Annotated in this window: 26 protein-coding genes; 12 read left to right on the top strand and 14 right to left on the bottom strand. The window is 74.7% G+C overall.

Features of this window, described 5'->3' with window-relative positions; all coding sequences use genetic code 11:
* Position 1: 1 nt before the first annotated feature.
* A complete protein-coding gene (locus Q0840_RS13890; RefSeq protein ID WP_298460338.1) occupies positions 2–457 on the top strand; it encodes a DUF6912 family protein in 456 nt (151 codons plus the stop codon).
* Positions 458–496: 39 nt separating this feature from the next.
* Here Q0840_RS13890 and hisN read toward each other — a convergent pair whose 3' ends face one another.
* The 4 genes from hisN to Q0840_RS13870 all read right to left on the bottom strand — a co-directional run bounded on the left by hisN (position 497) and on the right by Q0840_RS13870 (position 4,814).
* Positions 497–1,297 (bottom strand): histidinol-phosphatase, encoded by an 801-nt coding sequence (gene hisN, locus Q0840_RS13885; RefSeq protein ID WP_298460336.1) that lies wholly within the window; start codon positions 1,295–1,297, stop codon positions 497–499.
* Positions 1,298–1,382: 85 nt separating this feature from the next.
* Positions 1,383–2,471 carry a ribosome small subunit-dependent GTPase A gene (gene rsgA, locus Q0840_RS13880; protein ID WP_298460334.1) on the bottom strand — a complete coding sequence of 363 codons (1,089 nt, stop codon included), beginning with the start codon at positions 2,469–2,471 and terminating at the stop codon, positions 1,383–1,385.
* Between the two features lie 18 nt (positions 2,472–2,489).
* On the bottom strand, positions 2,490–3,806 hold the full coding sequence (gene aroA, locus Q0840_RS13875) for a 3-phosphoshikimate 1-carboxyvinyltransferase (RefSeq protein ID WP_298460332.1): 1,317 nt from the start codon (positions 3,804–3,806) through the stop codon (positions 2,490–2,492).
* A 9-nt stretch (positions 3,807–3,815) separates the two neighbouring features.
* Complete coding sequence (locus Q0840_RS13870) at positions 3,816–4,814, bottom strand: DoxX family membrane protein (protein WP_298460330.1); 999 nt, start codon at positions 4,812–4,814, stop codon at positions 3,816–3,818.
* Positions 4,815–4,925: 111 nt separating this feature from the next.
* On the opposite strand from Q0840_RS13870, the gene Q0840_RS13865 reads away from it, so the two are divergent.
* The 3 genes from Q0840_RS13865 to Q0840_RS13855 all read left to right on the top strand — a co-directional run bounded on the left by Q0840_RS13865 (position 4,926) and on the right by Q0840_RS13855 (position 7,408).
* Positions 4,926–5,678 carry a sigma-70 family RNA polymerase sigma factor gene (locus Q0840_RS13865; protein WP_298460328.1) on the top strand — a complete coding sequence of 251 codons (753 nt, stop codon included), beginning with the start codon at positions 4,926–4,928 and terminating at the stop codon, positions 5,676–5,678.
* Positions 5,675–5,956 (top strand): mycothiol system anti-sigma-R factor, encoded by a 282-nt coding sequence (gene rsrA / locus Q0840_RS13860; protein ID WP_298460326.1) that lies wholly within the window; start codon positions 5,675–5,677, stop codon positions 5,954–5,956. The genes Q0840_RS13865 and rsrA overlap by 4 nt, the downstream gene beginning before the upstream one ends.
* A 360-nt stretch (positions 5,957–6,316) precedes the next feature.
* Positions 6,317–7,408 carry a type IV pilus twitching motility protein PilT gene (locus Q0840_RS13855; protein ID WP_298460323.1) on the top strand — a complete coding sequence of 364 codons (1,092 nt, stop codon included), beginning with the start codon at positions 6,317–6,319 and terminating at the stop codon, positions 7,406–7,408.
* A gap of 84 nt (positions 7,409–7,492) precedes the next feature.
* Here Q0840_RS13855 and Q0840_RS13850 read toward each other — a convergent pair whose 3' ends face one another.
* Positions 7,493–8,077, bottom strand: coding sequence for a GDSL-type esterase/lipase family protein (locus tag Q0840_RS13850; RefSeq protein WP_298460452.1), 585 nt, complete (start codon positions 8,075–8,077; stop codon positions 7,493–7,495).
* A gap of 187 nt (positions 8,078–8,264) precedes the next feature.
* The gene (locus Q0840_RS13845) at positions 8,265–8,414 is read right to left on the bottom strand and encodes a hypothetical protein (RefSeq protein WP_298460321.1); all 150 of its coding nucleotides are present in this window, start codon (positions 8,412–8,414) and stop codon (positions 8,265–8,267) included.
* A gap of 82 nt (positions 8,415–8,496) precedes the next feature.
* Here Q0840_RS13845 and Q0840_RS13840 point away from each other — a divergent pair, with 82 nt between their 5' ends.
* Positions 8,497–9,459, top strand: coding sequence for a GlxA family transcriptional regulator (locus Q0840_RS13840; protein WP_298460320.1), 963 nt, complete (start codon positions 8,497–8,499; stop codon positions 9,457–9,459).
* Positions 9,460–9,597: 138 nt separating this feature from the next.
* Here Q0840_RS13840 and Q0840_RS13835 read toward each other — a convergent pair whose 3' ends face one another.
* The 5 genes from Q0840_RS13835 to Q0840_RS13815 all read right to left on the bottom strand — a co-directional run bounded on the left by Q0840_RS13835 (position 9,598) and on the right by Q0840_RS13815 (position 17,595).
* Complete coding sequence (locus Q0840_RS13835; protein WP_298460318.1) at positions 9,598–13,545, bottom strand: multifunctional oxoglutarate decarboxylase/oxoglutarate dehydrogenase thiamine pyrophosphate-binding subunit/dihydrolipoyllysine-residue succinyltransferase subunit; 3,948 nt, start codon at positions 13,543–13,545, stop codon at positions 9,598–9,600.
* A gap of 321 nt (positions 13,546–13,866) precedes the next feature.
* On the bottom strand, positions 13,867–14,685 hold the full coding sequence (locus Q0840_RS13830) for an ABC transporter permease (RefSeq protein WP_298460316.1): 819 nt from the start codon (positions 14,683–14,685) through the stop codon (positions 13,867–13,869).
* Positions 14,685–15,701: an ABC transporter ATP-binding protein gene (locus tag Q0840_RS13825; RefSeq protein WP_298460314.1), complete on the bottom strand. Its 1,017-nt coding sequence runs from the start codon at positions 15,699–15,701 to the stop codon at positions 14,685–14,687. The genes Q0840_RS13830 and Q0840_RS13825 overlap by 1 nt, the downstream gene beginning before the upstream one ends.
* Complete coding sequence (locus Q0840_RS13820; protein WP_298460312.1) at positions 15,698–16,813, bottom strand: HAMP domain-containing sensor histidine kinase; 1,116 nt, start codon at positions 16,811–16,813, stop codon at positions 15,698–15,700. The genes Q0840_RS13825 and Q0840_RS13820 overlap by 4 nt, the downstream gene beginning before the upstream one ends.
* 2 nt (positions 16,814–16,815) lie before the next feature.
* Complete coding sequence (locus tag Q0840_RS13815) at positions 16,816–17,595, bottom strand: response regulator transcription factor (RefSeq protein ID WP_298460310.1); 780 nt, start codon at positions 17,593–17,595, stop codon at positions 16,816–16,818.
* Between the two features lie 204 nt (positions 17,596–17,799).
* On the opposite strand from Q0840_RS13815, the gene Q0840_RS13810 reads away from it, so the two are divergent.
* The 3 genes from Q0840_RS13810 to Q0840_RS13800 all read left to right on the top strand — a co-directional run bounded on the left by Q0840_RS13810 (position 17,800) and on the right by Q0840_RS13800 (position 21,258).
* Positions 17,800–19,110 (top strand): hemolysin family protein, encoded by a 1,311-nt coding sequence (locus Q0840_RS13810; RefSeq protein ID WP_298460308.1) that lies wholly within the window; start codon positions 17,800–17,802, stop codon positions 19,108–19,110.
* On the top strand, positions 19,107–20,171 hold the full coding sequence (locus Q0840_RS13805; protein WP_298460306.1) for a hemolysin family protein: 1,065 nt from the start codon (positions 19,107–19,109) through the stop codon (positions 20,169–20,171). The genes Q0840_RS13810 and Q0840_RS13805 overlap by 4 nt, the downstream gene beginning before the upstream one ends.
* Before the next feature lie 265 nt (positions 20,172–20,436).
* Positions 20,437–21,258, top strand: coding sequence for a M15 family metallopeptidase (locus tag Q0840_RS13800; RefSeq protein ID WP_298460304.1), 822 nt, complete (start codon positions 20,437–20,439; stop codon positions 21,256–21,258).
* A gap of 102 nt (positions 21,259–21,360) precedes the next feature.
* Here the strand turns inward: Q0840_RS13800 and Q0840_RS13795 are convergent, their stop codons facing one another.
* On the bottom strand, positions 21,361–22,272 hold the full coding sequence (locus tag Q0840_RS13795; RefSeq protein WP_298460302.1) for an aldose 1-epimerase family protein: 912 nt from the start codon (positions 22,270–22,272) through the stop codon (positions 21,361–21,363).
* A gap of 116 nt (positions 22,273–22,388) precedes the next feature.
* On the opposite strand from Q0840_RS13795, the gene yidD reads away from it, so the two are divergent.
* Positions 22,389–22,667, top strand: coding sequence for a membrane protein insertion efficiency factor YidD (gene yidD, locus Q0840_RS13790; protein ID WP_298460300.1), 279 nt, complete (start codon positions 22,389–22,391; stop codon positions 22,665–22,667).
* A gap of 47 nt (positions 22,668–22,714) precedes the next feature.
* On the opposite strand, the gene Q0840_RS13785 is transcribed toward yidD, so the two are convergent.
* Positions 22,715–23,137 carry a diacylglycerol kinase gene (locus Q0840_RS13785; RefSeq protein WP_298460298.1) on the bottom strand — a complete coding sequence of 141 codons (423 nt, stop codon included), beginning with the start codon at positions 23,135–23,137 and terminating at the stop codon, positions 22,715–22,717.
* Between the two features lie 17 nt (positions 23,138–23,154).
* Entirely contained in the window at positions 23,155–23,517 is a 363-nt protein-coding gene (locus tag Q0840_RS13780; RefSeq protein ID WP_298460297.1) for a hypothetical protein, read from the bottom strand.
* 247 nt (positions 23,518–23,764) lie between these two features.
* Here Q0840_RS13780 and Q0840_RS13775 point away from each other — a divergent pair, with 247 nt between their 5' ends.
* Genes Q0840_RS13775 through Q0840_RS13765 form a run of 3 tightly spaced genes read left to right on the top strand, consistent with a single transcriptional unit; the run spans position 23,765 to position 26,792 of the window.
* Complete coding sequence (locus tag Q0840_RS13775; protein ID WP_298460295.1) at positions 23,765–24,991, top strand: CpaF family protein; 1,227 nt, start codon at positions 23,765–23,767, stop codon at positions 24,989–24,991.
* An 11-nt stretch (positions 24,992–25,002) separates the two neighbouring features.
* Positions 25,003–25,863: a type II secretion system F family protein gene (locus tag Q0840_RS13770; protein ID WP_298460293.1), complete on the top strand. Its 861-nt coding sequence runs from the start codon at positions 25,003–25,005 to the stop codon at positions 25,861–25,863.
* Positions 25,860–26,792: a type II secretion system F family protein gene (locus Q0840_RS13765; RefSeq protein WP_298460291.1), complete on the top strand. Its 933-nt coding sequence runs from the start codon at positions 25,860–25,862 to the stop codon at positions 26,790–26,792. The genes Q0840_RS13770 and Q0840_RS13765 overlap by 4 nt, the downstream gene beginning before the upstream one ends.
* Positions 26,793–26,855: the final 63 nt, after the last annotated feature.

Here is a 26,855-nt window from a genome sequence, read left to right as displayed (position 1 = left end):
CGTGCGCCTCTACCTGCCGGTGACCCTGCTCGACGTCGACTCCGCACCGTCCGCCGGGTCGCTCCCGGCCGGCCGCGCCCACGCGGTCACCCCCGCGCTGCGCGCACTCTTCCCCGACGAGGACGACGAGGGCCTGGAGTACGCCGCCCAGCTGGCCGCGGCCGACGACTCCCTCGATCGCCTCGGTGCGGCTCCCGCTGCGCCCCGGCTGCGCGTGGTCCTGGCCGCCGACGTGGACGCCGGGGTGGTGGACGCCGCGCTGGACGACGAGGTGCCCAGCGCCGTCCACGTGCGCGAGCCCGTGCCGTGGTCCGCGGTCGTGTGCGCGCACGTCGACGAGCCGGCCGCCGCCGACGACGTCGCCGCGGCACTCACCGACGACGACGCGATGGAGCGCCTCGACGAGCGCGACCTGCTCTGGTACGACCGCACCGAGCTCGGCGCGATCCCGCGGTAGCGCCGTCCGTCGTCTGGCGATGTGACCGGGCCGCAGCGACTACTCCTCGTACAGCGGGTCCAGGATCTGCAGCGCCGCGTCGTGCAGCTTGCCGTTGCTCACCAGCGCCGACCCGCCGAAGGGGCCGTCCTGGCCGTGCACCGAGGTGAACCGCCCACCGGCCTCGGTGACGATCGGGACGAGCGCGGCCATGTCGTGCAGCGCGAGCTCGGGCTCGCAGGACAGGTCGACGGCGCCCTCCGCCACCATGACGTGGGACCAGAAGTCGCCGTAGGCGCGGGTGCGCCACACCGACCGGGTCAGCCGCAGGAAGTGCTCGAGCCGGCCACGCTCCTCCCAGCCGCTCAGGCTCGAGTAGGACAGCGACGCGTCGGACAGCCGCCCGACCTGCGACACGTGCAACCGGGTCGCCGCGGACAGCGAGCGCCCCGTCCACGCCCCGGAGCCCTGCGCGGCCCACCAGCGCCTGCCCAGGGCCGGCGCGCTCACCACTCCCAGGACGGGCTGGCCGCCGTCGAGCAGGGCGATGAGGGTCGCCCAGACCGGCACCCCGCGGACGAAGTTCTTCGTGCCGTCGATGGGGTCCACGACCCACTGGCGGGGTCCGTGCCCGGTGTCCGGCATCTCCTCGCCGTGCACCGCGTCGCGCGGCCGCGTCCGGGCGAGCTGGGAGCGGATCATCTCCTCGGCGCTGCGGTCGGCGTCGGTGACCGGGGTGGTGTCGGGCTTGGTCTCGACCCGCAGGTCCAGCGACCGGAACCGCGCCATGGTCAGCGAGTCGACCTGGTCCGCGATGACGTGGGCCAGGCGCAGGTCGTCGTCGTACCCGGACCGGATCATGGCCCCACCGTATCGGCGCGCGCGGGCGACCCCGCCGGTGCCTCGCCGGTGCGCCGGCCCGTACCGGTGCGGGCGCCGGTCGCGGTCAGCGGGTCTCGCGGTCGCCGGACCCGTCGGTCGAGCTCATCGAGCCGGTCCGGCTGGCCAGCAGCCGCCGGAACGACTCGACCCGCGCCGACCGGGCCGCCCGGGTGCCGTCGTCGGGCGCTGCGGCGACCCACTCGTCGAGCTCGCAGTCGGGGGCGTCGTCGGCGTGGCTGCAGCCGCGCGGGCACTCGTCCGCCACGCCGGCCAGGTCGGAGAACGGCGCGAGCAGGCCCTCCACCTGCACGTGCGCGAGCCCGAACGAGCGCACCCCGGGGGTGTCGATCACCCACCCGGCGGGCAGCCCCGCCGCCGGGGTCGCGGGCATCCGCAGCGCGACGGCCGACGTGGAGGTGTGGCGCCCGCGACCGGTGGTGTCGTTGACCACGCCCACCGACCGGCGCGCGTCCGGCACGAGGGCGTTGACCAGGGTCGACTTGCCCACCCCGGAGTGACCCACCAGCACCGACGTCCGGCCCGCGAGCGCGCCCCGCACGTCGTCCAGACCCAGCCACCGCCCGTCGGGGTCGCGGCGGGTCACCACGACGTCGACGTCGATCGGGGCGTACATCGCGACCAGCTCGTCCGGGTCGGCGAGGTCGGCCTTGGTCAGCGCCAGCAGCACGTCCATGCCGGCGTCGTAGCCCGCGACCACGCACCGGTCGATCATCCGGGTGCGCGGCTCGGGCTCGGCCAGGGCCGTGACGATCACGAGCTGGTCGGCGTTGGCCACGATGACCCGCTCGACCGGGTCGGTGTCGTCGGCTGTCCGGCGCAGCACCGTCGTGCGCTCGGTGATCCGCACGATCCGGCTCAGGCTGCCCGCGTCGCCGGACGTGTCCCCGACGACGTCGACGACGTCGCCCGGCACGACCCGCTCGCGTCCGAGCTCGCGCGCCTTCATCGCGATCGCGCGGCGCTCGCGGGGGCCGGCCGGGTCAACCAGCAGCGTGTACCGGCCGCGGTCCACGCCGGTGACCATGGCCCGCTCGGCGTCGGCGTGCTCGGGTCGCTGCTTGGTGCGTGGTCGGGAGCTGCGCTTGCCGGGGCGGATCCGGACGTCGGACTCGTCGGGCCGGCGCGGGGTCACCGGCCGCTCACCGTCGTCTCACGGCGTCGGACCCAGCATGCGCTGCCACATCCCGACGAAGTCGGGGAGCGTCTTGCTGGTGGTCGCGACGTCCTCCACGCGGATGCCGGGCACGCGCAGGCCGAGCAGCGCGCCCGCGGTCGCCATCCGGTGGTCGTGGTAGGTCCGCACGAGGCCACCGGTCAGCGGTCGGGGAGTGATGACGAGCCCGTCGGACGTCTGCTCGGCCTGCCCCCCGAGCCGGGTGATCTCGGTCGCGAGCGCGTGCAGCCGGTCGGTCTCGTGCCCGCGCAGGTGCGCGATGCCGCGCAGCCGGCTGGGGGAGTCCGCGAGCGCGGCCAGGGCGGCGATCGTCGGGGTGAGCTCGCCGGCGTCGTGCAGGTCGAGGTCGACACCGTGGATGGTCCCGGACCCGGTGACCGCCAGGGCGTCGCCGTCGAGCCGGGTGGTGGCGCCCAGCTGTTCCAGGATGCCCGGCAGCAGGGCGCCGGGCTGCGTGGTGCGGGTCGGCCAGCCGGGGACGCGCACGGTGCCGCCGGCCACCAAGGCCGCGGCGAGGAACGCCCCGGCGTTGGACAGGTCCGGCTCGACGCGCACGTCGCGGCCCGTGATCGGCCCGGGGCGGACCTCCCACAGCGCGGGGCGCGAGTCGTCGACCTCCACGCCGGCGCCGCGCAGCACCGCCACCGTCATCTCGATGTGCGGCAGGCTCGGCAGCGTCCGTCCGGTGTGGCGCAGCTGCAGGCCGCGGTCGAACCGGGCACCGGTGAGCAGCAGCCCCGACACGAACTGGCTCGACGCGCTGGCGTCGACGTCCACCGCGCCGCCGGCGACCGAGCCCCGGCCGGTGACGGTGACCGGCAGGTACCCCCGCTCCCCGTGGTGCTCGACGTCGACGTCGAGCGCGTGCAGGGCGGTGAGCACCGGTCCCATGGGGCGGGTCCGGGCGCCGGCGTCGCCGTCGAAGCGGACCGGACCGTCCGCCAGGGCCGCGACCGCCGGCAGGAACCGCATCACGGTTCCGGCCAGCCCGCAGTCGACCTGGGTCCCACCGCGCAGCGGGCCCGGCGTGACGACCCAGTCCGACCCGTCGTCGTCGATGTCGACGCCGAGAGCGCGCAGCGCGTCGGCCATCAGCAGCGTGTCCCGCGAGCGCAGGGCGCCGCGCAGACGCCCCGGGCCGTCGGCCAGCGCGGCGAGCACCAGGAACCGGTTGGTCAGCGACTTCGACCCCGGGACGTCGACCCGTGCGTCCAGCGGCCGATCGGCCGTGGGTGCGTGCCAGGCGTCGTCCGGACGGGGCGTGCGGGAGCCCGGTCCGGGCGACGTCGTCATGGCGCCAGGTTAGCCGGGGACGACGACGTCCTCGGTGCGGCGGCGCCGGGACCGCTTCGCGGCCTTGGCAGCCTGCGCCTCGGCGACCCGCGCGGCCTTCTCCGCCGATGCCGCCTGCGTCGCGGCCAACTTCGCGGCCGTCGCCTCGGCGACCGCGGCGCTCCTGGCGGCCTTGGTGTCGGCGGACCTGGTCGCCTTGAGCGACTTGGCGTCGGCGCGCTTGGCCGCGCGCGAAGCGCCCGCCTTGCCCCCCTTGCCGGCCTTGCCGGCTGCCTTGGCCGCGCGCCCGGCAGCGGCCACCGGCGCGGCGTGCTTGGCGGCCTTGGCGCCCGCCTTGAGCGCCTTCTTCTCGGCCCGCTTGCCGGCCTTGACCGTCTCCACGGCGCCGTGGCCGACCTTCTCGCCGGCGTCCTTGGTGGCTTTGGCGGCGGCGACCGCACCGGCGCCCTTGACCGCCTTCTTGAGCGCGTCGGTGGCGCCCGTGGAGCTCGACTTCTTCGAGCCGTGGGTCGCGCCGGCGACCGTGGCCGTCGCGCTCGCGGCGGCGAGCTTGCGCGCCCGCGACACCTTCCAGGCCAGACCCGGGCGCCCCTCGCGGTCGGCGGCGGCGATGAGCGCTGCGCCGGTGAAGGAGACGGCCTGCACGGCGCGCTGGCGCCGCTCGGTCTTCGCCGCGGCCGAGACCCCGCCACGCCGCGACGCGAGCACGTTCGCGACCGCCGACGGCAGCGTCAGCGCGGCCAGCACGAGGGCGGCCAGCCGCGGCGCCTTGCCGATCGCCAGCGCCGCTCCGGCGCCGATCGTCGCCGCCCCGTGCACCTTGACGATGGTGCGCAGCTGCTCGTCGGACGGCCGGGCGATGCCGAACCGGTCGACGAGGACATCGGCGCCCGCACGGGCGGGCTCGAGGTGGACGGCCGACCCGCGGACCGCGGCGGAGCCTTCGGTCACGAACCAGGCGGCCAGCATCGGACGGGCGATCCGGCGCAGCATCATCAGTGTCGTCACTTCTCTCGGTCGCAGGTCCCAGCGCGGGCCGGGGCGGTCGGTTCGACGCTAGCCGCTCGTGCGCGGCTCGGCAGCGGGAATGGACCCCGGGGGTCTCCGGTTGGGGCCGTCATGACCTGTCTGCTCGCCGAGCGCCCGACGACGTCGTCGGTACCCGTGCCCGGCGTGCTGGTCGCCGAGGTCCTCGTGCCCGGCGCACCGGGCCACGACGCGTCCGGCCGCGCGGGGATAGGCTCGCCCGTGATGAGCGAGGACACGAACCGAGCCCCCGAGGCCGAGGACGCGAGCGCACGCGCGGAGCGATTCGAGGCCGAAGCGCTGGTGTACCTGGACCAGCTGTACGCCGCTGCGCTGCGGATGACCCGCAACCCGACCGATGCCGAGGACCTCGTGCAGGAGGCGTTCGCGAAGGCGTTCGCCGCCTTCCACCAGTACCGGCCCGGGACGAACCTCAAGGCGTGGCTGTACCGCATCCTCACCAACACCTTCATCAACTCCTACCGCAAGAAGCAGCGCGAGCCGCAGCAGTCGGCCGGTGAGGACGTGGAGGACTGGCAGATCGCGCGCGCCGCCTCGCACACGTCCACCGGGCTGCGCTCGGCGGAGGCCGAGGCGCTCGACCACCTGCCGGACTCGGACGTCAAGGACGCCCTCCAGCAGATCCCGGAGGACTTCCGGATCGCCGTCTACCTGGCCGACGTCGAGGGGTTCGCGTACAAGGAGATCGCCGAGATCATGGGGACGCCGATCGGCACCGTGATGTCGCGGCTGCACCGGGGAAGGCAACAGCTGCGGGAGCTGTTGAGTGACTATGCCCGTGGGCGCGGGCTGGTCGGGGCGACGGACAAGGGGAGCGGGTCATGAGCGTGCAGGACGATGCCGCGGCGGAGGGGCCCTCGGGTCCCGTCAACTGCGAGCAGGCACTGGGCAGGCTGTTCGAGTTCCTGGACTCGGAGCTGCCCGAGGCGGACGGCGACCGGATCCGTGAGCACCTCGCCTACTGCGAGCCGTGCCTGGCCGAGTACGACGTCGAGGAGCACGTGCGGGCGCTCGTGCGCCGCTCCTGCTCGGAGTGCGCGCCCGTGGAGCTGCACCTCCGCATCCGCGAGCACCTGACGGTCCTGCGGACCCAGCTCACCTGAGCCCGGCCCCGGCCACCTGACCGGGCCACGTCCCCGCGGACGCGGACGTGAGCCGGACCGGCGTGCAGACCACGGGAAGACCACGGGCAGACCACGGGCCCGGTGCGATCTCGCACCGGGCCCGAGGTGTGCCACGGACTGCTCAGGCGTTGGGCCGCTTGCCGTGGTTGGCTGCGCTGCCCTTGCGGGCGCGACGCTTGCGTCCTCGCTTGCTCATCTGTGCTCTCCTCTGCCGTTCGCCGCATGCCACAGCGGGCACGGCGTGATCTCGGGTCGCCCCCATGGTCCCACATGCCCCCGGTCCGACCGCCACCCGGGTGGCCGATCACAGCGGGGCGGGCATCGGCCGATAGGGAGGCCGTGACCGATGCACCGCTCTCCGTCGTCCCGCTCCTGCACGCCCTGGCGAGCTCGGGGGGGTCGGACCTGCACGTCAAGGTGGGCTCCGGGCCGCGCGTACGGGTGGAGGGCGCGCTGCGCCGGATCGGGGTGCGGGACCTGACGCCGGCGGACACCGAGCACATGCTCGCCGAGGTGCTGCCTGCCGACCTGGCCCCGACCTTCCGCACCACGCACGAGGCCGACTTCGCGTACTCGGTCGCCGGGGTGGGCCGGTTCCGGGTGAACGCCTACCAGGCACGCGGCGCCTACGCGATGGTGTTCCGCCGGGTCGCCGTCGGCGCGCAGCCGCTGGCGGACCTGGGGCTGCCCGAGATCGTCGGCGAGCTCGCGCTCGAGCCGCGTGGCCTCGTGCTGGTCACCGGCCCGACCGGGGTGGGCAAGACGACGACGCTGGCGTCGATGGTCGACCTGATCAACACCTACCGCGAGGTCAACATCGTCACGATCGAGGACCCCATCGAGGTGCTGCACCCGGACAAGCGGTCGATCGTCTCCCAGCGCGAGGTGCGCCAGGACACCGTCGACTTCGCCTCGGCGCTGCGGGCCGCCATGCGGCAGGACCCTGACGTCATCCTGGTCGGCGAGATGCGCGACAGCGAGACGGTGCGGGCCGCGCTGTCCGCGGCGGAGACCGGGCACCTGGTGCTGTCCACGCTGCACACGATCGACGCCGGTGAGACGGTCAACCGCATCGTCGACTGCTTCCCGCCGTACGAGCAGGCCCAGATCCGGCACGCCGTGGCGCAGTCGCTGCGCGGCGTCGTCTCGCAGCGGCTGGTGCGGCGGGCCGACGGCGGCGGGCGCCGTCCAGCGGTCGAGGTCATGGTCAACACCGGCCGGACGGCCGAGGCGATCGTGGACCCGCTCGGCTCGCCACCGCTGCGGGACCTGATCCGGGAGGGCGCGTACTACAAGATGCAGACGTTCGACCAGCACCTGTTCACGCTCGTGCGGGACGGCTCGGTGACCTACGCCGAGGCGTGCGCGGCGGCCAGCAGCCCGCAGGACCTCACCGTCGAGCTGCGGCGCGCGGGCGTCGTCGCCGCCTGACCGGGGCGGGTCCCGGGGCGGACGGCCGGGGCACGCCCGGGTGGCCGCGGGTCGGTCGGGGCGCCCGCCCAGATCCGGTGCGGGCTATGCGCCGTCGTCGGGCAGGCCGAGCCAGGCGTGCCAGCCCGTGTGCAGGACGAGCCACGCGATCATGCCGTAGCCGGCCTGGCCGGGTAGCAGCCCGTCCCCGGCGGCGAGGTCGCCGAGCCACTGCTCGTGGGTCGCCAGCGGCGAGCAGGTGTCCACGTAGGGGATGCGGCGGCGGGTCGCGACGTCGGCGTAGGCGGCCGACAGGTCCGCGATCCGGTCGTTGTCCTCGGTGCGTCCGGGCGGGGGGCCGACGACGAACGTCTGGATCCGGCGGGACTCGGCGACGTCGAGGATGTTGGCGAGGTTCAGCCGGCTGCGCGCGATCGACAGGCCGGCCCCCAGGTCGGCCCGGCCCAGGGCGACGACGAGCCGGTTGTCGGTGTCCGCGGTGAAGCGGCGGCTCGCCTCCTCGTCCCACCGGGCACCGAGGGCGCTGCTCGTCTCGCCCGGCACGGCCAGGGTGAGGAACGTCGCCGCGGTCGGGGTGTGCGTCCGCGCCGCCACCCGTCCGACCCAGCCGAGCCCCTTCGGGTCCCCGGCGCCGGCCGCCAGCTCGTCGCCGACCACCACCAGGCGCATCGGCAGCTCGCTCACACGCTCACCCCAGTCCGTTCCGTCGTCCCGCGCCGACGACGGCGCTGGGGGACAGTCTCGCAAGCGCGAGGCCGGACGGGGCGCCGACGCGCGGGCCGCCCGCCGTCCAGAGATCGCGCAGGAGGGCAGCCCGCCGCCCGCGCGGGCCGGAGGTGGGCCGGTGACGGGGAGGTCAGACGAACCGGCCGGGCCACCCCAGGTCGTCGCGGGGGTGGGACCGCGGCGGCTCGAGGGTGCCCAGGCCGTCGTGCCGGACGGTGACGACGTCGGCGACGAGAAGGACCAGGGCGGTCAGGACGAGGATCACGACGAGAGGAGTCATGGCAGAAAGCCTATGAGTGCCAGCATTCCGCCACGAGTGGCAGAGGTGACCGGGACCGTGCATTTCCTGCCAGACTGTGCGCGTGCTCCGCTCCGTCGCCGTCCTGGCCCTGCCCGAGGTGGCCCCGTTCGAGCTCGGGGTCGCGTGCGAGGTGTTCGGGATCGACCGCACCGACACCGGCGGTCCCGCGTTCGACTTCGCGGTGTGCGCCGTGCGGCCGGGGCCGGTCACGACGAGCATGGGCTTCGACCTGGTCGTCGAGCGGGGCCTGGACGCCGCGGCCGCGGCGGACCTCGTCGTGGTGCCGGCCTACGGCGGCGGCGAGGTGGCCGACGCGGCGCTGGACGCGCTGCGGGCGGCCGCCGACCGCGGGGCGTGGGTGCTGAGCGTGTGCAGTGGCGCCTTCGCGCTCGGCCGCGCCGGGCTGCTGGACGGGCGCCGGTGCACGACCCACTGGATGCACACCGACCGACTGGCGGAGCTCGTCCCGACCGCGGTCGTGGACCCCGCGGTGCTCTACGTCGAGGACCGCGGCGTGGTGACCAGCGCCGGGACGGCCGCCGGGATCGACGCCTGCCTGCACCTGGTCCGCCGCGAGCTCGGTGCGGCCGCGGCGGCGGCGGTCGCCCGCCGGATGGTCGTCCCGCCGCACCGTGACGGGGGGCAGGCGCAGTACGTCGACACCCCGCTGCCGGTCCAGGCCGACACCCTGGAGCCGCTGCTGGTGTGGATGCTCGACCACCTGGCCGACGACATGTCGGTCCCGGACCTCGCCGCCCGGGCGCTGATGTCCGAGCGGACGTTCGCCCGCCGCTTCCGGGCCGAGACCGGCACGACGCCGGCGGCGTGGCTCATCCGGCAGCGGGTGCTGCGCGCCCAGGAGCTGCTGGAGCGCACCGACGCGCCGGTGGAGGACGTCGCCCGCCGGTGCGGGTTCGGCACCGCCGCGGTGCTGCGCCACCACTTCACCCGCCGGCTCGGCACGAGTCCGGCCGCGTACCGGCGGACGTTCGCCGCGCGCCCGTCCCTGGCGGGGCCGGCCTGACACGCGCCCGGCCGCAGACGCGCGCGGCCGCAGGCACGCCCGGCCGTGAGTGCGCCCGGCCGTAGATGCGTCCAGGGCCGGGCGTCCCGCGTGGGACGCCCGGCCCTGGCTGAGGCCGCCGGCTGGACGGCTCCGGCCTCAGCGGGCGAAGGCCTGCCGGACGAGCTCGGTCTGCTCGGCCGCGTGCGTCTTGGCCGACCCGGCCGCCGGCGACGCCGACGCCGACCGCGAGGCGACGCCGAGCGGCCGACCGACCAGCGGGGTCAGGTTCATCGCGATGTGGCTCCAGGCGCCCTGGTTGGCCGGCTCCTCCTGCACCCAGACCAGCTCGGCGTCGCCGAACGGCTCGAGCGCTCCGCGGATCGTGTCGCCGTCGAGCGGGTACAGCTGCTCGAGCCGGACGATCGCGGTCCGCGTGTCGCCGCTCTTCTCGCGGTGCGCCAGCAGGTCCCAGTAGACCTTGCCGGTGCACAGCAGCACCCGGTCGACGCCGCCGGCCCGCGCCGCGACGTCGTCGGTGATGACCTCGCGGAAGGTGCCGGTGACGAACTCCTCCACCGGGGACGACGCCGCCTTCAGGCGCAGCATGGACTTCGGCGTCAGCACCACCAGCGGGCGCCGCGGACGGGCGTACGCCTGACGGCGCAGCAGGTGGAAGTACGACGCCGGGGTCGACGGCGCCGCGACCGTCATGTTGTTCTCGGCGCACATCTGCAGGAACCGCTCGACGCGGGCGGAGGAGTGGTCCGGGCCCTGCCCCTCGAACCCGTGCGGCAGCAGCAGCACGACGCTCGAGCGCTGGCCCCACTTCTGCTCGGCCGAGGTGATGAACTCGTCGATGATGGTCTGCGCGCCGTTGACGAAGTCGCCGAACTGCGCCTCCCACAGCACCAGGGCGTCGGGGCGCTCCACGGAGTAGCCGTACTCGAACCCGAGCGCCGCGTACTCCGACAGCGAGGAGTCGTAGACCCAGAACTTCGCCTGGTCGGCCGACAGGTACAGCAACGGCGTCCACTCCGCGCCGGTCTGCCGGTCGTGCATGACGGCGTGCCGCTGCACGAACGTCCCGCGGCGCGAGTCCTGACCGGCCAGCCGCACCGGGGTGCCCTCGATCAGCAGCGACCCGAACGCGAGCACCTCGCCGTAGCCCCAGTCGATGCCCCCCTCGCGGGACATCTGCTCGCGCCGCTGCAGCAGCTGGGCGAGCTTGGGGTGCACGGTGAACCCCTCGGGGGCGCGGGTGTGCGCCCGGCCGATCCGCTCGAGCACCGACGCGTCCACGGCCGTGCGCCAGCCGATCATCGCGCCGGCGTCCTCGCGCTGGGCCTCGGGGCGCTCCAGGCCGGCGACCGGCTCGGAGTCGGCCGGCGCCACGTAGCCGCCCTCGCGGGTCTCGGTGAAGACCCGCTCGAGCTGGGCCTGGTAGTCCTGCAGCACCTGCTCGGCCTCGTCGACGGTGATGTCGCCGCGCGCGACGAGCGCCTCGGTGTACAGCTTGCGCACCGACCGCTTGGCCTCGATGAGGTTGTACATCAGCGGCTGCGTCATCGAGGGGTCGTCACCCTCGTTGTGGCCGCGGCGGCGGTAGCAGACCATGTCGATGATCACGTCACGGTCGAACTGCTCGCGGTAGTCGAACGCCAGCTCGGCCACCCGCACGCACGCCTCGGGGTCGTCCCCGTTGACGTGGAAGATCGGGACCTGCAGACCCTTGGCGACGTCGGTCGGGTAGAGCGTGGAGCGCGACGAGCCGGGGCCGGTGGTGAAGCCGACCTGGTTGTTGATGATCACGTGCACGGTGCCGCCGGTGCGGTAGCCGCGCAGCTGGGACAGGTTCAGCGTCTCGGTCACCACACCCTGGCCGGCGAACGCGGCGTCGCCGTGGATGAGGATCGGCAGCACGGAGAAGCCGTCCCCGCCGAGGTCGATGCGGTCCTGCTTGGCCCGCACGATGCCCTCGAGGACCGGGTCGACGGCCTCCAGGTGCGACGGGTTCGCCGCCAGGTACACCTTGGTGGTCGCGCCCGACTCGGCGGTGAAGGTGCCCTCGGTGCCGAGGTGGTACTTCACGTCGCCCGAGCCCTGGACGGACTTGGGGTCCTGGTTGCCCTCGAACTCGCTGAAGATCTGGCCGTAGCTCTTGCCCGCGATGTTGGCGAGCACGTTGAGCCGGCCGCGGTGGGCCATGCCGATGCCGACCTCGTCGAGCCCGTTGTCGGCGGCCTTGGACAGCACCGCGTCGAGCAGCGGGATGACCGACTCCCCGCCCTCGAGCGAGAACCGCTTCTGGCCGACGTACTTGGTCTGCAGGAAGGTCTCGAACGCCTCCGCGGCGTTGAGCCGGCGCAGCACCCGCAGCTGGTCCTCGCGCGGGGTGCGGGTGTACCCGGACTCCAGGCGCTCCTGGAGCCAGGTGCGCTGGCGCGGGTCGGCCAGGTGCATGTACTCGATGCCGATGGACCGGCAGTAGGACTCGCGCAGCAGCCCGAGGATGTCGCGCAGCTTGGCGCGCTGGGTGCCGCCGAAGCCGCCGGTCGGGAAGGTCCGGTCCAGGTCCCACAGCGTCAGCCCGTGGGTCTGCACGTCCAGGTCGGGGTGCTTGCGCTGGCGGTAGGACAGCGGGTCGGTGTCCGCCATGAGGTGCCCGCGGGAGCGGTAGGCGTGGATCAGGTCGGCGATCCGGGCGGGCTTGTCCTGGTCGGCCTCCGGGTCGGAGGGGTCGCGGACCCAGCGTACCGGCTCGTACGGCAGGCGCAGCGACGCGAAGATCCGGTCGTAGAAGCCGTCCTGGCCGAGGAGCTTGTTGGCGACGATCCGCAGGAAGTCGCCGGACTGCGCGCCCTGGATGATCCGGTGGTCGTAGGTCGACGTCAGGGTGAGCACCTTGGAGATGCCCATCTTGTTCAGCCGCTCCTCGGACGTCCCGGCGAACTCCGCCGGGTAGTCCATCGCGCCGACGCCGATGATCGTGCCCTGGCCGGCCATGAGCCGCGGCACGGAGTGCACGGTGCCGATCGTGCCGGGGTTGGTCAGGGAGATCGTGGTGCCGGCGAAGTCGGCGACGGTGAGCTTGTTGTTGCGCGCCCGGCGGACGACGTCCTCGTACCCGGCCCAGAACTGGGCGAAGTCCATGGCGTCGGCGCCCTTGATGCTGGGCACGAGCAGCTGGCGGGTGCCGTCGGGCTTGGCCAGGTCGATCGCCAGCCCGAGGTTGACGTGCGCCGGCGTGACGATCGCCGGCTTGCCGCTCTCGAGGGTGTAGCCGGCGTTCATGGCCGGCATGTCGCGGAGCGCCTCGACGACCGCGAACCCGATGAGGTGGGTGAAGGAGATCTTGCCGCCGCGACCGCGCAGGAGGTGGTTGTTGATGACGATGCGGTTGTCGACCATCAGCTTGGCCGGCACCGCGCGGACCGACGTCGCCGTCGGGACCTCGAGGCTGGCCTCCATGTTGGTCACGACGCGCGCGGCGGGGCCCTTGAGGCGCTGCACCTCGTCGGTGGCGTCCTCGCCGTCACCCGACCGGCCGGCGGCGGCCACCCCCTGGGCGTACGGCGCGGTGGCGGGCTGCGCCGTGGCGACCGGGGGAGCGGTCGGCTCCTCGGTCTGCGGCGTGGGCTGCGGCGCGCTGGGGTCGGCCGTCGCCGTGGCGGTCGGTGCGGAGGCCTTCGCGGGGGCGGCGGCGGAGGCGTCCGACGGGACGGCGGCGGGGGTGCTGGTCGGCGTGCTGCCCCGAGGAGCCGGCGCGGGGGCCGGTGCGCCCGCCTGCGGCTTCGGCGCCGGGGACGGCACGGCCTCGGTCGGTCCCGGTGCGGCCTCGTGCGGGGCGGGTACCGCCTGCTGGTCGGCGTCGGCGGCCGCGTCGGGCCGGACGTCGGACCCGTTGCCGCGGGACGCCGGCGTGCCCGCCGCCTGCCCCGAGACCCCGGTGCCCTCGTCGGACGGGGTGTAGTCCTCGAAGAACTCCCACCACGCGGGGTCCACCGCGTTCTTGTCCTTGAGGTACTGCTCGTACAGCTCGTCCACGAGCCATTCGTTGGCGCCGAACGCAGCGCGGATCGAGTCTGGCTCAGCCTTCTGGGACACGCGAAGTTCGCCCACTTCCGCCGCGGCTATGACCGCTTCGTTGGAGATCAGGTTTCGTCCAACCCTATGCCCTCGTCCCGTGGTGGCACGACCGGGGAGAGGCGCGCGCGGGCCGGTCCGCGGGTGAATGGTGGCCGGGTGCTTCGCCGTCCCAACGACTGGCAAACGGCGGCTCAGTCACAGCTCAACCGTCGGTCCGCGTCGACCCGGGCGTCACCGGTCGGTCGCCTCGCCGGGCACCCCCGGACCGGCCCTGCCGGGCCCCCGGGGGGCGGACGGGGCGCGGACGGGGTGAGCCGGGACCGGACGGGTGACGTCCGGTCAGGTGATGTCCCGGCGCAGCGCCAGGAGCCGCCCCAGGACGGCGAACATCAGGGCGTAGCCGAGCAGCACCGCGAGTCCCTGCCCCGAGCCCAGCAGGTCGGCACCCATCCCCGTGCCGGCGTAGAAGGACGCGCCGGTGATGGACTCCCCGGCCGCCCCCGGCAGGAACTTGGACACACCTGCGGCCCAGTCCAGCTGGGCCAGCACGATGCGCAGGACCGGCTCGACGAACTGGGTGAACGCGAGCAGCACCACGATCACCGCGACCTGGTTGGTGATCAGCGCGCCGAACCCGACGCCCACCACGGTCCACACGGTCAACGCGAGCACGGACAGCCCCGCGCTGCGCAGCACGATCGGCTCGGTGAGCCCGGTCGCCTCGCCGCGCAGGGCGAGCGTGGCGGCGCCGGCGCCGACGGTGGCGAGCGTCCCCACGACGCCGAACACCAGACCCACCACGATGCTGGAGAGCATCTTGGCGGCGAGCACCACCGACCGTCGCGGCTCGGCCAGCAGGGTCGGGGTGATCGTCTGGTGCCGGAACTCCCCGGTCATCGCCAGTGCGCCGACGATCACCGGGAACACGTAGCCGAGCGAGGTGGCCAGCGTGTAGATGGTGCGGGCGAGCTCCTCGGGGGACAACGGCGTCGCCTGCGGCGTGCCCGTGAAGCCGCCACCACCCCCGCCCTCGAGCGTGAGGCTGAACGCCAGGACGGCGGCGAGGAACGCCATGTACAGCGCCATCACCACCAGCAGCACCCACCACATCCGGGTGGTGACGAGCTTGCGGTACTCGGTCCTCAGTGCGGTGCCCATCACGCGTCCCCGTCCTTCCGGCGCGGCCCGCCACCCGCCGGTGGATCCCCGACGAGTCGCAGGAAGATCCCCTCGAGCCCGACGTCGCGGGTGGCCAGCTCGTGCAGCTCCAGCCCGGCCGCGAACGCCCGCGCGCCGACCTCGGCCGCCCGCACCTGCCGCAGCACCAGGGTTCCCGGTCGGGGATCGGCTGCCGGCTCGACCAGCCGGTCCCAGCCCGCGGAGCTGACCAGGGACCGCAGGCCGGTGTCGTCGGGCGACGAGACCCGCACGGTCGGCTCCGCGAGGGCGGCGAGCTCGGGCAGGGACGAGGCGTGGACGAGGCGCCCGCGGGCGATGATGACGACGTCGTCCACGGTCTGCTCGACCTCGGACAGCACGTGGCTGGACACCAGGACGGTGCGGCCCTCGCCGGCCAGGTGCCGCAGGAACGCGCGCAGCCACGCGATCCCCTCGGGGTCCAGGCCGTTCGCGGGCTCGTCCAGGAGCAGCACGCCGGGGTCGCCGAGCAGGGTCGTGGCGAGCGCCAGCCGCTGGCGCATGCCGAGCGAGAAGCCGCCGACGCGGCGCCTGGCGACGCCGTCGAGCCCGACGAGGCCGAGCACCTCGGTGCACCGGGAGTCCGGCACGCCCGCCTGCGGCGCGTACACGCGCAGGTGGTCCAGCGCGGAGCGGCCGGGGTGGAAGCTGGCCGCCTCGAGCGCGGCGCCGACGCGGTGCATCGGCCGGTCCAGGTCGGCGTAGGTGTGCCCGCCGATGGTCGCGGTGCCCGACGTCGGCCGCACGAGCCCGAGCAGCATGCGCAGCGTCGTGGTCTTGCCGGCCCCGTTCGGGCCGAGGAAGCCGGTGACCCGGCCGGGCTGCACGGTGAAGCTCAGGTCGTCGACGGCGCGCACCGCACCGAACGTCTTCGACAGGTGGTCGATCCGGATGGTCCGGTCGCCGTCGGGGGCCTGCCGGTCCGAGCCGCGGGCGGCGGCGGGGCCCGGGGGCTCGGGCGCGGTGTGCGTGTTCATCGCAGGACCTTCCGGGGTGCGGGGTGGGTGCCGTTGCCGGCGTCGGCGGCGGGTGGGTGGGCCGGCAGGGACAGGCGCATGGTGCAGCCGGTGGACGTGTCGGCGACCTCGACCGTGCCGCCGTGCAGGCTCACGGCCCAGCGCACGATCGCCAGGCCGATGCCGGTCCCGCCGGTGGGGATCTGACCGGTCTGCGCGGGGCTGTTGCCGCGCGCGAACCGCTCGAACACCCGGGCCCGCTGCTCGCGGGCGATCCCGGGCCCGTGGTCGACGACGTCGATCACGACCCGGTCGCCGTGCCGGGACGCCTCGAGGCGGACCTCCTCCCCGCGCGGGGAGTGACGCACCGCGTTGTGCAGGAGGTTGGCGAGCACTTGGTGCAGGCGCTCGGCGTCGGCGGGCAGGGTGAGGTCGGGCGGGTCGACGACGACCGGGAACCGCAGCTCCTTGTCGGCGCCGACCAGGGCGGCGGCGTCGGCGGCGTCCTGCAGGAAGTCCGCGAGGGCGACGTCCTGCACGTCCAGGCCCACCGCGCCGGCCTCGACCCGGGACAGGTCGAGCAGGTACGTGACCAGCCGGCCCAGGCGCTCGGTCTGGGCCAGCGCCGCCTGCATGGTGGCCGGGTCGGGCTCGGAGACGCCGTCGACGATGTTCTCCAGCTGCGCCTGCAGGGCGGTGACCGGGGTGCGCAGCTCGTGCGAGACGTTCGCGACCATCTCGCGCCGCAGCAGGTCGGTGGAGGCCAGGTCCTCGGCCATCGAGTTGAAGGCGTGCGCGAGCTGGCCGACCTCGTCGCGGCTGGTGGACCGCACCCGCTGGGACAGGTCGCCGTTGGCCATCGCACGCGCCGCCGCGGTCATCTCCCGCAGCGGCGACGTCATGCCGCGGGCCAGCACCTGGGTGACCACGAGCGACAGCACGATCGCCAGCGGCAGCGTGCGGGTGGGGCCGAGGTGGTAGTGCAGCCCGATCCAGGTCAGGAACGCGGCCAGGCTCACGGTGGCGGCCACCAGGACGCCGAGCTTGATCTTGATGGATTGGAACCGGTCCAGGGGGCGCACGTCCGGCAGCAGGCCGCGGTGCGGCGCCCGGGCGTGGCGGGGCGTGGGCACGGTCAGCCCTCCGCCGACCGTTCGGGCGGGGTGGGGGCCGGCGCGGCGGGCGCCTCGGTGGCCGTGCCGCTCGGCGGGTCGAACGCGTACCCGACCCCGTGCACCGTGCGCACCAGGTCCGGGCCGAGCTTGCGCCGCAGCGCCTTGACGTGGGAGTCGACGGTGCGGGTGCCGCTCGCGTCGACCCAGTCCCACACCTCGGCCAGCAGGCGCTCGCGGGTGTGCACGGTCCGCGGGCTGCTGGCGAGCGTGACCAGCAGGTCGAACTCCGTCGGGGTCAGGTGGACCTGCTCGGCGCCGCGGGACACCCGCCGCTGGGCACGGTCGATCACCACGTCGCCGATGGTGATCGGTGGCTCCTGGCGGTCCGTCCCGGCCAGCTGTGCCGCCTGCAGCGCACGCTCGTTGCGCCGCAGCAGCGCCTTGCACCGGGCCACGAGCTCGCGCATCGAGAACGGCTTGGTCATGTAGTCGTCGGCGCCGACGCCGAGGCCGATGAGCATGTCGGTCTCGTCGTCGCGGGCGGTCAGCATGAGCACCGGCACGGCCCGCTCGGCCTGGATGCGGCGGCACACCTCGAGCCCGTCGATGCCGGGGAGCATGACGTCCAGCACCACCAGGCCGGGGCGCAGTCGGGAGGCGGCAGCCACGCCGGCGTGGCCGTCACCGGCCACCTCGACCGTCCAGCCCTCGGCGGACAGGCGGTTGGCCACGGCGGTGGCGATCGCGGGCTCGTCCTCGACGACGAGCACGACGGCGGGGGAGGCGGACGTCACGGCCATGGGCGTCAGCCTGGCACATGGCCCACCCGGGACGGCAGCGCGTGGCCGCGGCGGTCCGCGTATCATCTGGCCCACCATGAGCAGCTCAAGTAGCGGCCGGCGGCACGCCTCCACGGCGTGCAGTGCCGGCCCCTCCACTGTCACCCCCCTCCCCTCGCCGGTGTCCCGGCCGTCGCACCGCTGGGCGTCCGTCCGTGGTCGTGCATGCTGACCGAGTGGCTGCTGATCGGCCTCGGTGTGCTGCTCACCGCGGGGACCGCGGTGTTCGTCGCGAGCGAGTTCTCGCTCGTCACGCTGGACACCGCGATCGTCGAGAAGAGCACCCAGCCCGGTGACCGCCGCGGGCACTCGGTGCTCAAGGCGCTGCGCCACCTGTCCACCGAGCTGTCCGGGGCGCAGGTCGGGATCACCCTGACCACCATCCTGCTCGGGTACACCACCCAGCCCGCGGTGCTGGCGCTGATCGGCGCCCCGCTGCAGAGCTCGCCGCTGGGTGAGGTGGTGGGCGGGGCGATCGCCGTGGTCGTGGCCGCGGTCCTGGTCAACGGGTTCTCCATGCTGTTCGGCGAGCTGGTGCCGAAGAACTTCGCGCTGAGCCGGCCGATGCCCACCGCCCGCACGGTCGCACCGCTGCAGCGCGGCTTCACCCGCGCCCTGCGGCCGGTGATCTCCTTCTTCAACGGCAGCGCCAACGCGCTGCTGCGCCGGATCGGCGTCGAGCCGCGCGAGGAGCTGTCCGGCGGCCGGTCCGCGCAGGAGCTGGCCTCGCTGGTGCGGCGCTCGGCGGAGGTCGGGACGCTCGACGAGGGCACCGCGGCGCTGCTGACCAACACCATCGAGCTCGACGAGCTCACCGCCGTCGACGTCATGACCGACCGGATGCGCATGGTCGTCGTCGAGCGCGACGACACGGCCGCCGACGTCGTCGCCAAGGCCCGCCAGACCGGTCACTCGCGGTTCCCCGTCATCGACGAATCCCGCGACGACATCGTCGGGCTGGTCAACCTGCGTCGGGCGGTCGCGGTGCCCTACGAGCGGCGCGCCGAGGTGCCCGCCGCGGCGCTCATGGTGGAGGCGCCACGCGTGCCCGAGACCGTGCGGCTCGGACCGCTGCTGGTGGAGCTGCGCGAGCTCGGGCTGCAGATGGCGGTCGTGGTGGACGAGTACGGCGGCACGGCCGGGGTGGTGACGTTCGAGGACGTCGTGGAGGAGATCGTCGGGGAGGTGTCCGACGAGCACGACCGTCGGCGCGCCGGCACCGCCCGGCTGGTCGACGGGTCCTGGTCGCTGCCCGGCGGGCTGCGCCCGGACGAGGTCGAGGAGGTCACCGCGCTGGTCCTGCCGGACGACGGCCCCTACGAGACGGTCGGCGGGCTGGTGATGGCGCAGCTGGGCCGCATCCCCGCCGTCGGCGACGAGGTGGACGTGCCCGGCGTCCGGGTCGTGGTGGACCAGATGGCCGGACGACGGGTCGAGCGTGTGCGCGTGGTCGCCCGCACGGAGGAGGACGAGTGAGCAGCACGACCGCCCTGCTGCTCGGCGTGCTGCTGCTCGCCGGCAACGCCTTCTTCGTCGGCGCGGAGTTCGCGATCCTGTCCGCGCGCCGGTCGTCGATCGAACCGCTCGCCGAGGCGGGGGACCGCCGAGCCCGCACGGTGCTGTGGGCGATGGAGCACGTGTCGCTCATGCTCGCCTGCGCCCAGCTGGGCGTCACCGTGTGCTCCACGAGCCTGGGGGTCATCGCCGAGCCGGCGCTGGCGCACCTCATCGAGGGCCCGCTGCACGCGTTGGGGGCGAGTCCCGCGCTGACCCACCCGATCGCGTTCGTCGTCGCGCTGGTCGTGGTGGTGTACCTGCACGTGGTGCTCGGCGAGATGGTGCCCAAGAACCTCGCGGTGGCTGGTCCGGACCGTGCGGTCATGTGGTTCGGTCCGCCGCTGGTGTGGCTGTCGAGGGTGGTCAAGCCGATCATCACGGCGCTCAACTGGGTCGCGAACCATGTGCTGCGCTCGGTCGGTGTCGAGCCGAAGGACGAGATCGTCTCGGCCTTCACCGCCCAGGAGGTGCAGTCCATCGTCGAGGCCTCCCAGGCGGAGGGGCTGCTCGAGGACGCCCAGGGCCTGCTGGCCGGCGCGCTGGAGTTCTCCGACCGCACCGCCGGGGACGTCATGGTGCCGATCGGGCGGCTGCTGACCCTGCCGCCCGACGCGACCCCCGAGGACGTCGAGCGGCTGGTCGCGCGGACCGGCTACAGCCGGTTCCCGGTCGCCACCGCGCCGGCCGCCGACGGGACCCCGGTCCCCGACGTGGCCGGTTACCTGCACCTGAAGGATGTCCTGTACGCCGACGAGCGCGAGCGCAGCCTGCCGGTGCCCCGCTGGCGGGTCCGCGCGCTGGCGTCGGTCGGCCCCGAGGCGGAGGTCGAGGACGCCCTGGCGGTCATGCAGCGCAGCGGTGTGCACCTCGCGCGGGTCGACGACGGCGGCCGGTGCGTCGGCGTGGTGTTCCTCGAGGACATCCTCGAGGAGCTCGTGGGTGAGGTCCGCGACATGATGCAGCGCGACCCGGCGCACTGAGGCGTCGGGGGAGCCGGCGGGGCGGGCTCGTGGAGCGTGCCCGCCGGGGCGGGTGGAGGCACTGAGCGCTGCGCCCAGCGGAGGCGGTCGACCCCCGGCCGCCAGCGACGGCGTCGCGTCCCCAGCGGGCCCTGATCACCGGCTTGGTGGTGCCCGGATCGTCCGTTATGGTTTCGTGACCGCCACGCGCAGGACCCGGCACAGCCGCCGGGGCCCTGCGGCGGTCCCCTTTGACAGGTCCACAGGCGAGCGCTCCGGAGGTGTGGTGGGTCCCCAGCGCGCGCAGGCACCGGTGGTCCCCCAGTCGCGTCGAGCCCGCCGCGAGGCGGAGCTGTCCACGCGCAAGGCCGCCCGCCCGGTCACCGGCCGCTGGGTGATCCGCGGGGGCGTGCTGGCCGCGCTCGCCGGCACCACGATCGTCCTGCCGCTGACGGACAACGTGCAGCCGGGCAACGGCACCTACGTCGCCAACGCCGCCGTGGCCGCCGCCGTCGCCGTGGACCTGCCCTCGACGGTCGAGGCGCTGACCTCCACGACCGTCGACGTGGTCCCGCCGTCGGCGATCGCCGCGAGCACCGTCCCGGTCGCGCGCTCCGCGTTCTCGGCCGCGAGCCGGTCGCAGGCGCGGGAGCCGCTGCCCGGCTGCGACGGGTCGGCGCGTCCGTCGGGCGCGAACGGACAGCTGGACACCGACGACCTGTGCCTGCTGTGGAACGGCGAGGACCAGCTGCGGGCCGACGCCGCCTCAGCGCTGGCCGAGATGAACGTCGCCTTCCGGGCCCGGTTCGGCCGCGACATGTGCGTGACCGACGGCTACCGGACCCTGACCGAGCAGCGGATCATCAAGCGCAAGAAGGGTGGCCTCGCGGCCGTCCCGGGGCGCAGCAACCACGGCTGGGGCCTGGCGATCGACCTGTGCCCGGCCGACACCCGCGGCGACGCGTGGGAGTGGATCACCGGGAACGGTGCCGTGTACGGCTGGGAGAACCCGGCCTGGGCGCAGAAGGGCGGCAGCGGGCCGTTCGAGCCGTGGCACTGGGAGTACACCCGCGGCGTCATCGAGTCCGGCGAGTACTACAGCTCCTGACCGGCGGACCCGGCCACCGGCTGGCGCGAGGCCGGCCGACCTATCCAGCCGCCCGCCGGCTGGCCGGCGGACCCGACGCCCGCCGGCCCGGCCGGCCCGGACTCACAGCAGCGTGGCGCCCCAGGTCACCTCGTGCCGCGCACCCGGCTGCAGGTGCACGAGCCGGTCGCCGGAGTTGAAGGCGTCGGCGATGCAGCTCATCGGCTCGGCGGCGACGCCGGTGCGGTTGGCCGCCGGGACCAGCTCGTCGCCCGTGCACACCTGGAAGGTGTCCATCGACTCGTCCATCCAGACCGCGGCCGTGCGGCCGTCCGGGGCGGCGAGCTGGATCCACGCCAGCCCCTGCTCATCGCGGCTCACGTCGACGTAGGCGTCGTCGAGGGCCACCCCGCGCAGGGTCGACGGCGTGCGGAAGTCCAGCGGCCCCTGGGCCGGCTCGGTGCCGTCCGGCAGCAGCCGGTCGTCGACCGTCACGCGGGTCGCGGCGTCCATCCGCAGCGTGCAGTCGTCCAGGTCGGCGCCGCCGGGGGACAGCCACGGGTGGAACCCGACGCCGTAGGGCGCGGTCCGCGTGCCCTCGTTCGCGGCGACGAGGTGCACCATCAGGCCGCCGTCGGACAGGGAGTAGGTGAGGGCGAAGCGCACGGGGAAGGGGTAGCCGGGCGTGGGCACCAGCGGCAGCTCGAGCGTGACGGCGGACTCGGTGTGCTCGGTGACCGTCCAGCGCTGCCAGAGCGCGAGGCCGTGCAGCGCCGTGCCGCGCTCGGGCTCGGTGATCGGCAGCTGGTACTCCACGCCCTCGTAGGTGTACTTCCCGTCGCGCAGCCGGTTGGGCCACGGGACGAGGACGCCGCCGTTGCCGGCCGGCGGCAGGCTGTCCTCGGGGAAGGGGTGGATGACGTCGCGGTCACCGACGGCGTACTCGCGCAGGTACGCGCCGACCTCGGTGATCGTGGCGGCGTGCTCGCCGTGACGGATGCGGTACTGGGTCCCGGTGGGAGCTGTCGTGGTCACCTGCGACACGGTAGTGGTGACCCTCCGGCACGACGATCGGCGCGCGGTGGGCGCGCCGAGGCTGCGTCGCGGCCTCGCCGGGCGGGGCGCCGGGCCCGCCTCTAGCGTGTGCCGGCATGAGCCCCCTGAGCCGTGCGGTCGACGTCGCCATCGAGAGCTACCAGCAGCGCCTGTCCCCGCGGAAGGGGTACAGCTGCGCACACCGGGTCGCGCACGGCGGCACGTCCTGCTCGGCGGAGGTGCGCGCGATCGTCCGGCGACGCGGCGTCGTGCGCGGCGTCGGCCCCACCGTGCGGCGCTTCGCGGCCTGCTACACCGCGGCGACGATGCTGATGGCCTCGGACGTGCGCGGCGTGTGCTGCTGCGGGCCGATCCCCATCCCGTTCCGGTTCTGACCGGTCGTCGGGCTCCGATCGCCGACCCGACGGCTCGGGGTCGTCGGTCACCGCGCGGTGGCCGCAGCAGCTCGGAGCAGCGCAGGTCCGACGACGGCGACCCCCACGCCGACGGCCACGACCGCGGCGACGAGGACCGCACCGGCGGCCACGTCCTTGACCCGGCCCGCGACCGGGTGGTGCTCCGGCTGCACGAGGTCCACGAGGGACTCCAGCGCGGTGTTGACCAGCTCGGCCACCCACACCAGCCCGATCGCGAGCCCGAGGGTCACCCGCTCCCACGCCGCCAGCGGCAGCACGACCGCGAGCACCACGACGACCACCGTCGCGAGAGCGTGGAAGCGCAGGTGCCGCTCGGTGGCCAGGGCCGCCCGAAGTCCGCGCAGCGCCCACCCGAAGCTCGCCAGCTCGCGGCGGACCGTGCCGCGCGGCGGACGAGGGGGTGGCTGCGGGGTCGCGCCGTCGGCCACGGGACCTCCTCGGCTCGCTACAGCGCCTCGTTCTCCAGGCCCGCCGGCAGCGCGCCCTCGGCGGTCTCACGGAGCCCGTACACCTGCGCGGTGTCCCACATGTACAGCTGCTCGGTGCCGGTGACCTCCTCGGCGGCCGGACCGGCCGCCTGAGACCGGGCCTGCGCGGCCGCGACGGCGGCCTCCGGGTCGGGCGCCTCCACGACGTGGCGCACGTCCTGGACGGTGGTGCGCTTGACGAACACCTCGTACCGGCCCGGACCGTCCCCCGCCGGGGCCGCGACGCCGGGCTGACGGTCGCCGGAGTCCCGGGCGGCCCGGTGGTCGGCCGTCTCCAGCCGCTCGGCCGGTCCGGTCAGGTGCGCGTCGGTCTCGCTCATCGGGTGATCCTCCTGCGTGGCGTGGCGTGGCGTGGCGTGGCGTGGCTGGCGCGCGTGGACCCGCCCCACCGTAGGGAGCCCCCGGCCCCGGCGCCCGGTGGGAGGGCGGACCCGGGCCGGTCAGTCGCTGCGGCCATGACCGGCTGTCACCGGTCCGGAGGACTTCTCCACAACCGCCCCCGCGGCGGGTCGACGCTGCCCTACTCTCGGCACTCTCACGCTGGGCACGGCTGCCACAGGGGGCCACATGGACGGTGTCGCCATCCTCGAGTCCGAGGTGCGCGAGCTCATCCGTCGCCGTGGCCTGGATCCCGTCCGGGATCACCAGGGCGTGCGGGACCTCGTCTCGGCGGTCGTCGCCGACTACGACGAGCGGTCGCTGCTGGGTGCGGTGCCGCCGCTGGTGGACGTCACCGCCGCCTCCAAGGCCGTGGTCGACGCCGTCGCGGGGCTCGGCCCGCTGCAGCGGTACCTCGACGACGACGAGGTCGAGGAGATCTGGATCAACGCCCCGGCGCAGGTCTTCGTGGCCCGCCGCGGGCACGCCGAGCTGACCTCGACGATCCTCACCGAGGTGCAGGTCCGCGACCTCGTCGAGCAGATGCTCAAGTCGTCCGGGCGCCGGCTGGACCTGTCCAGCCCGTTCGTCGACGCGTGCCTGCCGAACGGCGAGCGGCTGCACGTCGTGATCCCGGACGTCACCCGCCGCCACTGGGCGGTCAACATCCGCAAGCACGTGGTCCGCGCCAGCCGCCTGCAGGATCTCGTCGCCCTCGGCTCGCTGACCGCGCACGCGGCGGCGTTCCTCGACGCCGCCGTCGCCGTCGGCCTCAACGTCCTGGTGGCCGGGGCCACCCAGAGCGGCAAGACCACGATGCTGAACGCGCTCGCCGGCGCGATCACCCCGCGCGAGCGGATCATCACCTGCGAGGAGGTCTTCGAGCTCCGGATCGAGCACCGGGACGTCATCGCGCTGCAGTGCCGCCAGCCGAGCCTGGAAGGCACGGGCGAGATCACCCTGCGCCGGCTGGTCAAGGAGGCGCTGCGGATGCGGCCGGACCGCATCCTCGTGGGCGAGGTGCGGGAGGCAGAGAGCCTGGACCTGCTGGTGGCGCTGAACGCGGGTGTGCCCGGCATGTCGACGCTGCACGCCAACAGCGCGCGCGAGGCCCTGACGAAGATCTGCACGCTGCCGCTGCTGGCCGGGGAGAACATCTCCGACCGGTTCGTGGTGCCGACGGTCGCGTCCGCCATCGACCTCGTGGTGCACCTGGGTGTGGACCACCACGGCCGGCGGCGGGTGCGCGAGGTGATCGGTGTCCCCGGACGGGTGGAGGCCGGCGTCGTGGAGACCGCGGACCTGTTCCACCTCAGCGGCGAGGACCTGGTCCGCGGTGACGGCTACCCGCCGCGCCCGGACCGCTTCGCCCGCGCCGGGATCGACCTGCCCGCGCTCCTGCGGTCCGGGCACTGAGGGGCCTCGTCGTGGGTGTGGTGGCCGGACTGCTGCTCGGGGCGGGCCTGTTCTGCGTGTGGTGGTCCTGCTGGCCGCCGACGCCGCCCCGCCCGCGCCGCCGGGACGGCTGGTCCGAACGCGTCCAGGACGTGCTGGTGCAGGCCGGTGCACCGGCGGTGACCCCCACCGCGCTGATCGGGGCGAGCGTCGTGACGGCGCTGCTCGTCGGGCTCGGGGTGTCCGCCGTCACCCGGGCTCCCGCGGTCGCGGCCTGCTTCGCGGCGATCGCGGGCGCGGCACCCGGTGCGCTGGTCCGCTCGCGTGCCCGCCGGCGGCGCACCGCGCTGCGCGACGTGTGGCCCGAGGTCGTCGACCACCTGGCCTCCGGCGTCCGTGCCGGGCTGTCGCTCCCGGAGGCGGTGGGACAGCTCGGCGACCGCGGGCCGGTCGAGCTCCGGGAGGCGTTCCGGGCCTTCGCCGAGGACTACCGCGCGACCGGTCGCTTCACCGACTGCCTCGACGCGCTCAAGGAGCGGCTCGCCGACCCCGTGGCCGACCGGATCGTCGAGGCGCTGCGGATCACGCGCGACGTCGGCGGCACCGACCTGGGGCGGCTGCTGCGCACGCTGTCCGCGTTCCTGCGGGAGGACGCGCGCACCCGCGGAGAGCTCGAGGCGCGGCAGGGCTGGACCGTCAACGCCGCGCGCCTCGCGGTGGCCGCGCCGTGGATCGTGCTCGCCCTGCTGGCCAGTCGCCCGGAGGCCGCCGACTCGTTCAACTCGGTGGCCGGGGCCGCCGTGCTGCTGGTCGGCGGCGGGTGCTCCGTGCTCGCCTACCAGCTCATGCTCCGGATCGGTCGGCTGCCGGACGAGGCCCGGGTGCTGCGGTGACCGCGGCCACGACCGGCGGACTGATCGGCGCCCTGGGCGGCGTGGGGCTGGTCGTCGTCGCGTGGCGGCTGTCCGCCCGGCGGATCACGCTCGACGACCGGCTCGCCCCGTACCTGCGCGTGCAGCGGCCGACGTCGTCGCTGCTGCGCGAGCCCGGAATCGGGACGCCGCTGCCCACCCTGGCCCGGCTGCTGGCCCCGGTCATGGGGGACGCCGTGCGCCTCGTCGAGCGGCTGGGGTCGCCGACCGCCGACGTGCGCCGCCGGATCGCCCGCGCCGGCCGGCACGAGACCGTGGAGCAGGTCCGGGCCGCGCAGGTGCTGTGGGGCGTGGTCGGGCTGATCGCCGGCCTCGTGCTGGCGCTCGTGCTCGCCTCGGCGCGTGGGTCGTCCCCGGTGGTGCTGACCGGGATGGTGGCGCTGTGCGGTCTCGGTGGAGTCCTGGCTCGCGACGCCCTGCTCACCCGTCAGGTCCGGCTGCGCGAGGAGCGGCTGCTGGCGGAGCTGCCGACCGTCGCCGAGCTGCTGGCGCTCGCCGTGGTCGCCGGTGAGGGGCCGGTCGGGGCGCTCGAGCGGGTCGTGCGCTCGACCCGGGGTGCGCTCGCGGACGAGCTCGCCCGCACGCTGGCCGACGCGCGCGCCGGGACGCCGCTCACGCAGGCCCTCGAGCGGCTCGCCGACCGCACCGGTCTGCCGCCGCTGACCCGGTTCGCCGAGGGGGTCGCCGTGGCGGTGGAGCGGGGGACACCACTCGCCGACGTCCTGCGCGCGCAGGCCCAGGACGTCCGTGAGTCCGGACGGCGGGCGCTGATGGAGCAGGGCGGTCGCAAGGAGGTCCTCATGATGGTGCCGGTCGTGTTCCTCATCCTGCCGGTGACCGTGGCGTTCGCCGTGTTCCCCAGCATCGCCGTCCTGCGGCTCGCCCCATGACCGTCGTCGCCGCCCGCCCCGCCGACGCCCGCCGCGTCACCGCCCGCCGCGTCACCGCACCTC

The organism is uncultured Cellulomonas sp., from assembly GCF_947494015.1.
Taxonomy (GTDB): domain Bacteria; phylum Actinomycetota; class Actinomycetes; order Actinomycetales; family Cellulomonadaceae; genus Pengzhenrongella.
Note: the sequence above shows the minus strand (reverse complement) of the source record. Positions and strands in the feature narration are given on the sequence as shown.

Excerpts from the sequence above, each read along its gene's own strand:
- hisN (WP_298460336.1), bottom strand. The coding sequence starts at position 1,297 with ATGATCCGGTCCGGGTACGACGACGACCTGCGCCTGGCCCACGTCATC.
- aroA (WP_298460332.1), bottom strand. The coding sequence starts at position 3,806 with ATGACGACGTCGCCCGGACCGGGCTCCCGCACGCCCCGTCCGGACGAC.
- Q0840_RS13865 (WP_298460328.1), top strand. The coding sequence starts at position 4,926 with ATGACCTGTCTGCTCGCCGAGCGCCCGACGACGTCGTCGGTACCCGTG.
- rsrA (WP_298460326.1), top strand. The coding sequence starts at position 5,675 with ATGAGCGTGCAGGACGATGCCGCGGCGGAGGGGCCCTCGGGTCCCGTC.
- Q0840_RS13850 (WP_298460452.1), bottom strand. The coding sequence starts at position 8,077 with ATGCGCCTGGTGGTGGTCGGCGACGAGCTGGCGGCCGGCGCCGGGGAC.
- Q0840_RS13845 (WP_298460321.1), bottom strand. The coding sequence starts at position 8,414 with ATGACTCCTCTCGTCGTGATCCTCGTCCTGACCGCCCTGGTCCTTCTC.
- Q0840_RS13830 (WP_298460316.1), bottom strand. The coding sequence starts at position 14,685 with ATGGGCACCGCACTGAGGACCGAGTACCGCAAGCTCGTCACCACCCGG.
- Q0840_RS13825 (WP_298460314.1), bottom strand. The coding sequence starts at position 15,701 with ATGAACACGCACACCGCGCCCGAGCCCCCGGGCCCCGCCGCCGCCCGC.
- Q0840_RS13815 (WP_298460310.1), bottom strand. The coding sequence starts at position 17,595 with ATGGCCGTGACGTCCGCCTCCCCCGCCGTCGTGCTCGTCGTCGAGGAC.
- Q0840_RS13810 (WP_298460308.1), top strand. The coding sequence starts at position 17,800 with ATGCTGACCGAGTGGCTGCTGATCGGCCTCGGTGTGCTGCTCACCGCG.
- yidD (WP_298460300.1), top strand. The coding sequence starts at position 22,389 with ATGAGCCCCCTGAGCCGTGCGGTCGACGTCGCCATCGAGAGCTACCAG.
- Q0840_RS13780 (WP_298460297.1), bottom strand. The coding sequence starts at position 23,517 with ATGAGCGAGACCGACGCGCACCTGACCGGACCGGCCGAGCGGCTGGAG.
- Q0840_RS13775 (WP_298460295.1), top strand. The coding sequence starts at position 23,765 with ATGGACGGTGTCGCCATCCTCGAGTCCGAGGTGCGCGAGCTCATCCGT.